Below are 11,464 nucleotides of genomic sequence, written 5' to 3'. Positions count from 1 at the left end.
AAGTAATAACCCCTGTAATTCCTGTAGGTTGAGTAGCAGTCCAAGAGAAAGTAGCTCCAGGAGTTGTACTGCTTAAATTTACCAAAGCAGAAGTTTCTCCTGAACAGATCGTTTGATTAGTAGGTGAGAAGTTCACTGCAGGACTAGGGTTTACAGTTATGGTAAACGTTTGTGATGGTCCTGAACAGCTTGGTGTTCCATTTGAAAATGATGGCGTAACTGTAATTGTAGCTGTGATAGGATTAGCTGTTGAATTGGTTACATTGAATGCATTAATGTTTCCAGTTCCTGAAGCAGGAAGTCCAATAGTTGCGTTGGAGTTGGTCCAATTATAGTTAGTTATCCCGCCAGTATTATTAGTTGTAAAATTAATCGCAGTTGTACTATTGTTAGAGCAAAGCGTTTGGTTTGGTATAGGATTAACTTGTCCTGATGGATTAACCGTAATGGTAAATGTTTTAGGAGTTCCAATACAATTTGTAGCTCCATTTGTAAAAGTTGGTGTAACCGTAATTGTAGCAACAATAGGTGTTGTACCTGTGTTTACAGCTGTAAATGAAGGTATGTTACCTGAGCCACTTAAAGGAATTAATCCAATATTGGTGTCAAAAGACCAAGCATATGATGTAGTTCCAACAGTATTTGTCGTAGAGAAATTTACAGCATTAGTAGCAGTATTGTTACAAACTACTTGATTAGTTGGTTGATTTACTTGTCCTGATGGATTAACCGTAATGGTAAATGTTTTAGATGTACCATTACAAATTGAAGTACCATTATAAGTTGGAGTTACAGTAATAGTAGCTGTAATTGGAGTAGTACCTGTATTTATTGCTGTAAATGAAGGTAAATCACCAGTTCCAGTAAGTGGAGATAATCCTATATTTGTATTAATAGACCAAGCATATGATGTTGTTCCATTAGTATTTGTTGTACTAAAATTTACAGCATTAGTAGCAGTATTGTTACAAACTACTTGATTAGTTGGTTGATTTACTTGTCCAGATGGATTAACCGTAATGGTAAATGTTTTAGGAGTTCCAATACAATTTGTAGCTCCATTTGTAAAAGTTGGTGTTACCGTAATTGTAGCAACAATAGGTGTTGTGCTTGTATTTACAGCTGTAAACGAAGGTATATTTCCTGTCCCAGTTAAAGGTGTTAGACCTATATTGGTATCAAAAGACCAAGCATATGATGTAGTTCCGCCAATATTTGTTGTACTAAAATTTACAGCAGTAGTAGCAGTATTGTTACAAACTACTTGATTGGTTGGTTGATTTACTTGTCCAGATGGATTTATAGTAATAGTAAATGTTTTTGGACTACCAACACAAATTGCAGCACCATTTGTTAAAGTAGGAGTAACCGTAATTGTAGCTGTTAAAGGTGTTGTGCCTGTATTTACAGCTGTAAACGAAGGTATATTTCCTGTACCAGTTAAAGGTGTTAGACCTATATTGGTATCAAAAGACCAAGCATATGATGTAGTTCCGCCAGTATTTGTTGTAGCGAAATTTACAGCACTTGTACTTGTATTATTACAAACTATTTGATTAGAAGGCTGATTAACTTGCCCTGATGGATTAATAATAACGGTAGCACTTCCTGTCATACTCTGTGAGCAAGAAGGTGAAGTACCATATTGGACACTTACTAAATTATAAACAAATGTTCCAACTGTATTGGTAGGAACTGAAACAGTAGCAGTTGCAGTTGAACTAGTAACAGTTAAATTAGAACCTCCATTAATATTATATGTAAAAATATATGGTGGATTAGTTGTATTAGGAGCGGGAGCAGAATTAGATGTAGCAGTAAAAGTTATTGTTGGAGAAGTTGCATTTTGACAGACTGAAATATCTCCAGAAATTGTTGCAGTTGGTAATGGTTTAATTGTAAATGTTCTCGAAGATGTTGTACTACCACATTCGTTTGTTACGGTTAAAGAAATCGTATAAGTTCCAGGTAAAGAATAAATTATCCCTGAAGGATTACTTGCGTTAATTGCACCAGCAGGAATAGTTGTAGCTCCAGGAAAATTCCATAAATAACTTAATGAACTTGAAGAGGGTGAACAAGAATTTACATTTGCTGTTGGGTTGATGGTTGTTGAACCACAATAATCAGGTATTGTGTTAATAGTAACTGTAGGAGGTTGTTTAACAATTATGTTTTGTACAGAAGAAGTTATAGCACCACATGAGTTTGTCATTGTAACTGAAACATTGTATGTTCCGGGTGTTACAAAATTAAATGATGGATTAGCTGATGTAGCACTTGTGCCATTGGTAAAACTCCACGTAGGAGTTCCACTACCACAATAACCTGCAACATAATTTACATTCCATTGATAGGTTGGATTGCCTGGACAAATATTAGTTAAATTTGTAGTATTTGTAGATGTTACTGCTAAAGGAGAACAACCTTGAATGGTATTTAATGTGAATTGAGGTGATAATTGAGGTTCTATGCATATAGTGCCTTGTTTTGTAAAAACACCACAATAACCATAAGTAGTAAGAGTAATTGTATAAACTCCAGGTAAAGTATAAACATGACACGGAGGATTTGGTTTTCCAGATGATGTAATTGAATAAATTCCTGATCCATCTCCAAAATCCCATTCATATAAAGTACTTTCTACACAATTTTCGTTATATGCAGGAGTTGATAAGTTTGTAAAAGTCACACAAGTATTAACACATGCTTTATTAGGGTTTGTAAAATCAGGAGTTGGGGGTCTTAAAATTATTATTGGAGATATAGTTGACTGTGTAGTACCACATGAATTAGAAATTGTCAAAGTAGCTGTGGTACTTGTATTTGGACAACTTGTTATATCATATTTGTGGGGAACAGGATAATTAGCAGATAGAGCAGGATTTGAAGAATTATAATAAGTTGAATTAATTAAATCGGATTGTAAAAGATTTAAAACAGGGGTATTATCTCCATAATTAATAGAATAAATTGTCCCAGGTGAATTAAGAGCCCAGTTTGATATTACAAAATTTAAATATGGGGTGGGAGCGCACAAATTTGTAGTACTACCTGGACTAACTAAACCTCCAGCTGGATTTGACTCATTTTTGATAGTGTAACTTTTACTTACAGAACATCCGTTATTACCAAAAGCAGTAATTGTCATGATAAAAGCGCCTAAAGTTGTGTAAGTATGCGTAAATGGAGTGGTAGTGAATGTTTGGGTTGCGCTTCCGTCTCCCCATTGAACACTATAGCTGGTTATACATGTAGAACTTGAGTGCAATCCGACACTAACATTATAATTTGCATTTGCACCAGCAGAATTACAATTATTAAATTGATTACTAAGATTAGATGGATTATAAGTACCAGCATTATTGTCCTTAAAAACAGCATCTGGTCTTTGTTTTATTGTAATAACTTTAGTAGAAGTGGTTGTACATCCGTTATTATCGATAACAGTTAACGAAACATTATAATTTACAGTACCACATCCAATAGAGTTATACGTGTGTGTTGGATTCTGTTGAGAGGAAGTATCTCCGTCTCCAAAATTCCAAGAATATGTATATGGACCATTTCCTGAAACTACTGAATTGAATTGTATGGAACTTCCTGAACATTGATTATTTGCATAAGTAAAATCTACTACAGGTAATGGATTTACAGTAATAGTTACAATATTTGAAGTATTATCAATATCAACATTATTATTAGATGGTGGAGAATCCGTTACTGATGTTAATTGATAAATAAAAGTTCCAGCTGTTCCAGTTGGGATTGTTAAAGTAACAACATCATTAGTTGTAGGTGAAATAATAGATTGTTGTGTACCACCATTTACGGTGTAATAATAGGTGTAAGGAGCATTAGAATTATTTCCATCAAAAACACTAAAGGTTATTGTTGCTACTTGATTTAAACATACAGAAGTATTTGTTGTGTTTATTTGTGCTTTTGGTCCTGGCGGAATATTATTTGCTATTATATTGTTAAATGAAGAAACAATCAATAATGCAAATAAAATCTTGTAAAATTTTCCCATAATGTAAGTATTAATTCATATATAAAAACCTAACATCTAACATCTGTATGTTAGATTGCCTACTAAACAAACGAATAAAAATAAACATTTCTATTACCCAAAATTTAGGTGTCGGTAAAAATATGGTAAATTGGGGAAAATTCAATACGGTAATCCGTAAAGACATATTTTTTTCAAAGGAACTAAAAGTTTTTTGTATTCTAAAATTTTTGTTATTAAGAATTTATCAAATTTTGTTGTGTTTTTAGAATACATATTAATACATTTGATTACAAACAATTTTTTAAATGAAAATTAATCCTATGTACAAACGAATTCTATTACCTTTCCTTTTATTTACCTCTTTCAATTTAATGGAAAGCGATGTTTATATTTGTTTTTCTAAAGGAGCTAAAAAATATCATTATAACAAATTTTGTAAAGGTTTGACTAATTGTAAGCACACTATAAAAAAAGTTTCACTATCTGAAGCTAAAGAATTGGGACTGTCACTTTGTGGTTGGGAGGATTAATAGTATGAGAAAATTACTTCTATTTTTTATATTTTTTACTTCTACTTTTTTTGCTCAAGTAAAGTTATTATCATGGAACGTTGAAAATTTAGGAAGTTCTAAATCACCTTCTGATTTATTATACATTGTTTCTATTCTAAAAAATTATGATGTTGTGGCATTGCAAGAAGTAGTTGCTGGAGATGGTGGAGCACAAGCAGTTGCTAAATTAGCGGATGAACTTAATAGAAAAGGTTCAAAATGGGATTATGTGGTAAGTGACCCAACGAGTAGTAGTGCCTATAAAACCGAACGCTATGCTTTCTTATGGAAAACTAGTAAAGTTAAAAAAGTAGGAGAGGCTTGGTTGGAGAAAAAATATCAATTAGAAATTGACAGAGAACCTTACTATTGTACTTTTGATTTTAAGGGTAAACAGTTTACTATTGCGAATTTTCACGCTATAACCAAAAGTAAACAACCCGAAACTGAAATTAAATATTTTAAATTTCTACCCGAACAATATCCAAAATTGAATTTACTTTTTGTTGGTGATTTTAATTGTCCGCAATCACATACCGTATTTAATCCTTTGAAGAAAATGGGATATGATTGCGTATTTGTTAGCCAAAAAACTTCATTAAAAAAAGAATGTAGTAACGAAGAATGTTTGGCTTCTGAATTTGATAATATTTGGTACAATAGTTCGAAATTAACTGTTCGTAATCCTAAAGTAATTCATTTTTATGAGGCTTTTGCAACACTAAAAGAAGCAAGAGAAATTTCAGATCATGTTCCTATTACAACAGAAATAGTAGTAAAATGAATCTCGACTTCGCTCGATTTGACAGGTAGAGGGGATGCATGCTCGGTGCGTTTCAGGTAGAGGAGTTGTATGCTCGGTGAGTTATAGTAGAGGAGTTGTATGTTCGGTGAGTTTTAGGTAAAGTTTTGTATTTTGACTGATGTAGGTATTGGGAGTAGGTTTAATCTTTCGAGTTTTTTTTGAATTTGCTAATTGAACTCTATTAGTTTTATAATCCTATTCAAAATAAAAAAGCCCTGCAATTGCAGGGCTTTTGTGACCTCGACAGGATTCAAACCTGTAACCTTCTGAGCCGTAATCAGATGCGCTATTCAGTTGCGCCACGAGGCCGATTTTGTGAGTGCAAATATAGATATAATTGTGTAACTTGCAAACCCTAATGTGAAAAAAAGTAAATAAAAATGAACTTACAAGACTATATTCGTGATATTCAAGATTTTCCAAAACCTGGGATTGGGTTTAAAGATATAACTCCGTTGTTGCTTTCGTCTGAAGCAACGGCTTTTTGTTTGGAAACATTGGTTAATTCGTTGCAAAATCAGAAAATTGATAAGGTAATAGGAGTAGAGAGTCGTGGTTTTTTCTTTGGAATTTTATTGGCGCAAAAATTAAATGCTGGGTTTATTCCGGTGCGTAAGCCTAAAAAATTGCCTTTTAATACGATTAGCGCTTCTTATGAATTGGAATATGGAACCGATACTTTAGAAATGCACGTGGATGCGATTCAACCAGGCGATAAGATTTTAATTCACGATGATGTTTTGGCCACAGGAGGCACGGCAAAAGCGGTTTGTGAATTGGTAGAACAATTAGGTGGCGAAATCGTGCAAATGAATTTCTTAATGGAATTGTCGTTTTTAAATGGTAGAGCGAAATTAGGGGATAGGGAAATTTTTGCTGCTTTGAGGTATTGATTTTGAAACATATAAGTCCATAGTTCTCGGCTTATATAGCTTTCAGGTTATTTTCTTTTAAACTTCTAATTTCACCAGCGTCATTTCGAGTGTTTTGTATTTGTAAAGCCTAAGATTTACGAATACAAAATGTATCGAGAACTAATGAATGAAAATCGTTTCTATAGTTCTCGATACAATTTTAGATTTCAAAAATTAGCATTTTTAAAATCTAAAATCACTCGAATTGACGGTGGGGCTGTTTTGGTTCTACAGTTCTCGATACAATTTTATATTTCAAAAATTAGCATTTTTAAAATCTAAAATCACTCGAATTGACGGTAGTGTTGTTTTGGTTCTATAGTTCTCGTCTTATTTAGATTTTAGGTTATGCTCTTTTAAACTTCTAATTTTACCTGCGTCATTTCGAGTGTTTTGTATTTGTAAAGCCTAAGATTTACGAATACAAAATGTATCGAGAACTAATGAATGAAAATCGTTTCTATAGTTCTCGATACAATTTTAGATTTCAAAAATTAGCATTTTTAAAATCTAAAATCACTCGAATTGACGGTGGGGTTATTTATAATACTTATTTCAAACTATTCACCGTAACCCAATAACGATATGCTATAATTGCTTTTTGCCATTTTTTTGCTTTGATGGGATCTAAACCTTGTTTGGTAAAACTGGGTAAAAGGGCTTTGTTGAGTTTGGCAAGTAGTTTATACATGGTTTAATTTTTGGCAAAGATATAAAAATAAAAAATCCCGAATGAATCGGGATTTTTTGGTTATTTGGTTTTTTTGATTTCCTTTTTTTTGATTTCAATTCGGTTTGGAGTACTATTTTTTCTTACGTTAACCGATTTAATTTCATTAGGTTGCATTTTGTCAACTTCTTCTTTTGTTACTTTTTCTCCGTTGATATAATATTCTGTTGATACTTCTAGCTTTTTTTGATAAACTTCCATTTCTTTTTCAAAGACTTTCATTTTTTCTTCAAAAACTTTCATCTCTTCTTCAAATTGTTTCATATCAGGTTCTTTCAGCTTCATTTCTTTTTCAAAGGCTTCCATTTTCTTCTCGAATTCTTTCATTTTAGGCTCAAGGGCTTTCATCTTTTTTTCGTATTGTGCCATTGCCTTTTCATACTTAGCCATCGCTTTTTTGTTATCAAAGTTTGATGGTAAGTCTGGAACGTTAGGAAAATCTGGAGGTAGTGGAGGATCTATAAAATTTTCGTAAGGATGATTTGGAGGAGTTGGTGGCGTTGGAGGTTCTGGAAGATCTAATATTTCTTCTGTAACTATTTTTTTAACTTTAACTTCTGATCCAGCAATTTTTGAAAGTTTTTTATCTATAACATAGTCCGAATAATCAGGTTCAGCGGTAAATCCGATTTTTCCTTTTTCGGCACTAAAATAAATAGGTTCAATTGGTTCATCGCCATCTATTTCTTTTACCCCTTTATTGCCTTTACCATCGGTAAATTCAATTTTAATAGCAATAATCTCTCCGTTTTTATTGCGTTTTACGTTTGAAAACTTAAAATCAATTCCTTGGCTTTTTAATTGTGTTGCATCTGATTTCATTTCTTCATCAGTTGCCTTTTTATCCCAACTAAAACCAATGGCTTCAACTTTTACGGTATGAGCTTTTTCTGGATTTTCTTTTACTTGTGCAATGGTTTCAATTTGAAACAATAACATGAAACCGACTATCAATGGAAGAATGGTGGCATACTTCCAAACATTTCTTTTGTGTGATTGATTTGTGTGTAACATAACGATTCGTTTTTTGATTAATGATTGATAAAATTGATTGGTAATACTTAAGTCGTGTTGATGAGTCACTACTTTTAATAAGGTTCTTTGATATTCGTATTTGTTTTCGATTTGTTGAAAAGTTTCGCTATCGGCAATAAATTCAAGGTTTTGTAACATCGCTTTTCGGTAGAACCAAATGATTGGGTTTACCCAAAAGAAGGCACAAAATAGTTTTCCAAGTAATACATCTATTGAATGCTTTTGCTTTACATGAATGCTTTCGTGGGTTAAAATATGTTGGAATTCTTCTTTAGAAAACTGATTCGGATTAATTACAATGTAATGAAAGAACGAAAAAGGATTTTCTGTTGTGTCGGAATGAATTAAAGTGAAATCGGTTTCTTTTTGTTTTTGATGTTTTCTGATTTTATTAAAGAAGGAAGCCAGTTCCATTGTAATTTTTATTACGATTAGTATTGAAATTACTGCGTAAGCAGTTGTAGCAATTAACGACCAATCTAGAGGGTTTTCCTCGATAGGAGCAATCGTATTATAAGTAATAGGGCTTACTTCTTCGTTATACGTTGGAATAGGTGATGGTTCTACCCAAATGGTTTTTGTAAATGTAATTAAAGGTAATATCAAGGATAAAATTAACCCACTAATGAAGTACCAACGATTGGAAACAAAAAAGGTTTCTTTGCGAAGGAATAGCACGTACATCAAATAAAATAAAATGATGAGTCCGTTTGCTTTTGCAAAATAGAGCAATAGATTTTCCATACTATTTCTTTTTTTCGATTAACGCTAAAATCTCACGAAGTTCGGCTGCCGAAATCTTTTCTTCTTCAGCAAAAAAGGAAACTAAATTTTTGTACGAACTATTGAAGTAGTTATCAATAGCGGTATTCATAAAGGTTTTTCGGTAATCTTCAATTTTTACAATAGGAAAGTACTGATGTGTTTTTCCGTAAGCATTATATCCCACGTATCCTTTTTCTTCTAAGTTACGAACAATAGTAGAAAGCGTGTTGTAATGCGGTTTATCGTCGGTAATTTCTTCCATGATATCTTTTACAAAAGCTTTTTTGAGCTTCCATAAAATGTGCATAATCTCTTCTTCTTTGTTGGTAAGTTTTTGCATGACGTATTGTTTTGATACATCAAAGGTAAACTATTTTTTTAGTTATACAACTATTTTTATAGTTATTTAACTAAATTTTTAGTTTTTCAAGTTTTGAGTTGGTTCTTTTTGGACTAAATTAATGGTCCAAACAAAAAGTAAAACTCCAATAGCACCAAGAGTTCCCATAAAGAACCAATTGGTTTGATAACCAAAACGGTCAATTATTTCCATTCCTGTTTTAGCACTTAAGATATGCGCTAAACTATAACTCATGGTAAAAATGGCCATATAACGCCCTTCGTGACCTTTAGGAGCGCGACTCATGGCAAAAGAATTGGAGAAGGGAAAAGCGAACATTTCGGCAAAGGTCATGAAAATCATCATGATGATTAAAATGCCAGCCCAATTATTCACTGACAACAAATAAATACTTATCGCCATCGCCAAACAGCCATAGGTAATGACTTTTAGTTTGTTGATGTTGTGTTTTTCAATGTAACTCACAATAGGCATTTCCAAGAAGAAAACCAAAACACCGTTTAAAGTAAGCAATAATCCCGTTTGAAATTCGCTTAAGTTGAATTGCTCTTTGTGATACAGTGGAATTGTCGTAAACAATTGAAAGAATAAAATTCCGGTGATTAAAGTACCTATTAAGAAAATCCAAAAGGGAATGTCTTTAAAAACCGAATGTGTAAGTACTTCTCCTGGATGTTCTTTGTCTGTGTATTTGGATTTTTTCTTTTCTTTTACTTTAATCCAAAAGATTAGAATGGCAAGAATACAAGTGGCACCATCTACCCAGAATAATCCTTTGTACCCCACACTCATGATTAGTAATCCTCCTAAAGCTGGACCGGCAGCAAAACCTAGATTAATGGCTAATCGCACTAAGGTTAGGGCTCGTGTTCTATTTTCGGGTTTAGCATAGGCACCTAAAGAAACAAACATGGCGGGTCTGAACATATCGGCAATCACCATAATAAAAAACATGGCAACAAGTAAGCCTTCGAAACTGGTTACAAATTGCAAGCCAAAGAAAGCGATTCCACTAGTAAGTAAACTAAAAATCATGATTTTATAAAATCCGATTTTATCTGATAATTTTCCGCCTAACCAAGACCCTAAAATCGAACCACAACCAAAACTTACCATTATCCAACCCACCTGACTGTAAGAAAAATGCAAATCTTCTTTCAAGTATTTCGACAAGAAAGGAAGTACCATAGTGCCGGCACGATTGATGAATGTGATTAAGGTAAGGATCCAAATTTCGCGAGAAAATCCTCTGAAATTATCGATGTATTTGTTGAAGGCGTTTTTTAACATGGTATTATTTCTGTTGCAAAATTACGAAAGCTAGCACGATTAAAATGTTATAGAAATTATATATTTTTGTAAAAAATGATTTCTATTGCATCGCTACTAATAAAAGGTAGTATATGGTAAAGAGTTGTGAAATGCATAACTCAAGTTCTCGATACATTTGGTATTTGTAAAACTTAGGCTTTACCAATACCAAACACTCGAAATGACGCAGTTGGAAAAACGTTTTTAAAATAACTAATTATACTTTAAGATTTAAAAATGAATCACATGTACAAACTTTTGATTTTCTTATTCTGTTCGGCTTTTGCGTTTGCTCAAAAAGACTTGGCTTCAGCTAAACAATTTCAATCCGAACTGAATCAAAGTTATGCGGATTCCTTGAAAAGTCCTTTAATGAAAGAAGATTTGAAAGCTTTTAAAGGGTTGGATTTTTTTCCATTGAATGACAAGTATATAGTGGAGGCTAAGTTTGTTAGAACCAAAAAAGAGAAAGCTTTTGGTATGAAAACCACAACTTCTAGAACGCCATTGTATGTGAAATATGGTGAACTTCATTTTACAATTGATGGTAAAGACTTAAAATTGAATGTTTATAAAAATATCGATTTATCAAAAAAATCGGGCTATGAAGATTATTTGTTTCTTCCTTTTTCTGATTTGACTTGTGGGAAGGAGAGCTACATTGGTGGACGATATGTAGACATGAGAATGCAAAAAGGAAAAACATGGACCATCGATTTTAATAAAGCCTATAATCCGTATTGTGCTTATAATTATGAATATTCGTGTCCGATTGTGCCTTTAGAGAATGATTTGGATATTGAAATTAATGCTGGAGTAAAGAAATTCCATGACTAAATTCATCAATTTACATACGCACCAATTTTCAAATCTTTCGGATGTGATGGAAGTGGTAAATCAATATCCGTGGGAATTTGATGCCTCGATTCCTAGTTATTCTATTGGAATTCATCCTTGGTATATCGATGAACATCGTT

9 protein-coding genes, 1 tRNA gene and 1 pseudogene are annotated in these 11,464 nt (G+C 32.8%); 5 read left to right on the top strand and 6 right to left on the bottom strand.

The window, feature by feature from the left end; genetic code table 11:
• On the bottom strand, nucleotides 1-4,033 hold a 4,033-nt coding region (locus Q0075_RS11765), incomplete at its 3' end, for a PKD domain-containing protein (protein ID WP_297869676.1).
• Nucleotides 4,034-4,320: 287 nt separating this feature from the next.
• Here Q0075_RS11765 and Q0075_RS11760 point away from each other — a divergent pair.
• A complete protein-coding gene (locus tag Q0075_RS11760; protein ID WP_297869675.1) occupies nucleotides 4,321-4,545 on the top strand; it encodes a hypothetical protein in 225 nt (74 codons plus the stop codon).
• Between the two features lie 4 nt (nucleotides 4,546-4,549).
• Nucleotides 4,550-5,350, top strand: a complete 801-nt coding sequence (locus tag Q0075_RS11755; RefSeq protein ID WP_297869674.1) for an endonuclease/exonuclease/phosphatase family protein — start codon at nucleotides 4,550-4,552, stop codon at nucleotides 5,348-5,350.
• Between the two features lie 256 nt (nucleotides 5,351-5,606).
• On the opposite strand, the gene Q0075_RS11750 is transcribed toward Q0075_RS11755, so the two are convergent.
• A tRNA-Arg gene (locus Q0075_RS11750) sits at nucleotides 5,607-5,680 on the bottom strand.
• Between the two features lie 71 nt (nucleotides 5,681-5,751).
• Between Q0075_RS11750 and Q0075_RS11745 the strand changes: the two genes are divergently transcribed.
• A complete protein-coding gene (locus tag Q0075_RS11745) occupies nucleotides 5,752-6,264 on the top strand; it encodes an adenine phosphoribosyltransferase (RefSeq protein ID WP_297869673.1) in 513 nt (170 codons plus the stop codon).
• A gap of 571 nt (nucleotides 6,265-6,835) precedes the next feature.
• Here Q0075_RS11745 and Q0075_RS11740 read toward each other — a convergent pair.
• The 4 genes from Q0075_RS11740 to Q0075_RS11725 form a co-directional block, all read right to left on the bottom strand.
• Nucleotides 6,836-6,976, bottom strand: a complete 141-nt coding sequence (locus Q0075_RS11740) for an SsrA-binding protein (RefSeq protein WP_291110264.1) — start codon at nucleotides 6,974-6,976, stop codon at nucleotides 6,836-6,838.
• A gap of 60 nt (nucleotides 6,977-7,036) precedes the next feature.
• Nucleotides 7,037-8,794: a M56 family metallopeptidase gene (locus Q0075_RS11735; RefSeq protein ID WP_297869672.1), complete on the bottom strand. Its 1,758-nt coding sequence runs from the start codon at nucleotides 8,792-8,794 to the stop codon at nucleotides 7,037-7,039.
• A gap of 1 nt (nucleotide 8,795) precedes the next feature.
• Entirely contained in the window at nucleotides 8,796-9,155 is a 360-nt protein-coding gene (locus tag Q0075_RS11730; protein WP_291110260.1) for a BlaI/MecI/CopY family transcriptional regulator, read from the bottom strand.
• Between the two features lie 78 nt (nucleotides 9,156-9,233).
• Nucleotides 9,234-10,466 carry an MFS transporter gene (locus Q0075_RS11725; RefSeq protein ID WP_297869671.1) on the bottom strand — a complete coding sequence of 411 codons (1,233 nt, stop codon included), beginning with the start codon at nucleotides 10,464-10,466 and terminating at the stop codon, nucleotides 9,234-9,236.
• Nucleotides 10,467-10,724: 258 nt separating this feature from the next.
• Here Q0075_RS11725 and Q0075_RS11720 point away from each other — a divergent pair, with 258 nt between their 5' ends.
• Nucleotides 10,725-11,324, top strand: coding sequence for a DUF1684 domain-containing protein (locus Q0075_RS11720; RefSeq protein ID WP_366798520.1), 600 nt, complete (start codon nucleotides 10,725-10,727; stop codon nucleotides 11,322-11,324).
• Nucleotides 11,317-11,464, top strand: a pseudogene (locus Q0075_RS11715) (TatD family deoxyribonuclease); the annotation flags it as partial. The gene Q0075_RS11720 and the pseudogene Q0075_RS11715, both read left to right, overlap by 8 nt.

Origin of the sequence: uncultured Flavobacterium sp. (assembly GCF_937967675.1) — a bacterium.
Lineage (GTDB): Bacteria > Bacteroidota > Bacteroidia > Flavobacteriales > Flavobacteriaceae > Flavobacterium.
The sequence above is the reverse complement of the archived record's forward strand: the minus strand, read 5'-3'. Positions and strand labels throughout refer to the sequence as shown.

Bases quoted from the DNA above. Each gene is read 5' to 3' on its own strand.
- Q0075_RS11745 (WP_297869673.1), top strand. From the start codon at position 5,752: ATGAACTTACAAGACTATATTCGTGATATTCAAGATTTTCCAAAACCT.
- Q0075_RS11735 (WP_297869672.1), bottom strand. From the start codon at position 8,794: ATGGAAAATCTATTGCTCTATTTTGCAAAAGCAAACGGACTCATCATT.
- Q0075_RS11730 (WP_291110260.1), bottom strand. From the start codon at position 9,155: ATGCAAAAACTTACCAACAAAGAAGAAGAGATTATGCACATTTTATGG.
- Q0075_RS11740 (WP_291110264.1), bottom strand. From the start codon at position 6,976: ATGTATAAACTACTTGCCAAACTCAACAAAGCCCTTTTACCCAGTTTT.
- Q0075_RS11760 (WP_297869675.1), top strand. From the start codon at position 4,321: ATGAAAATTAATCCTATGTACAAACGAATTCTATTACCTTTCCTTTTA.
- Q0075_RS11755 (WP_297869674.1), top strand. From the start codon at position 4,550: ATGAGAAAATTACTTCTATTTTTTATATTTTTTACTTCTACTTTTTTT.
- Q0075_RS11725 (WP_297869671.1), bottom strand. From the start codon at position 10,466: ATGTTAAAAAACGCCTTCAACAAATACATCGATAATTTCAGAGGATTT.
- Q0075_RS11720 (WP_366798520.1), top strand. From the start codon at position 10,725: ATGAATCACATGTACAAACTTTTGATTTTCTTATTCTGTTCGGCTTTT.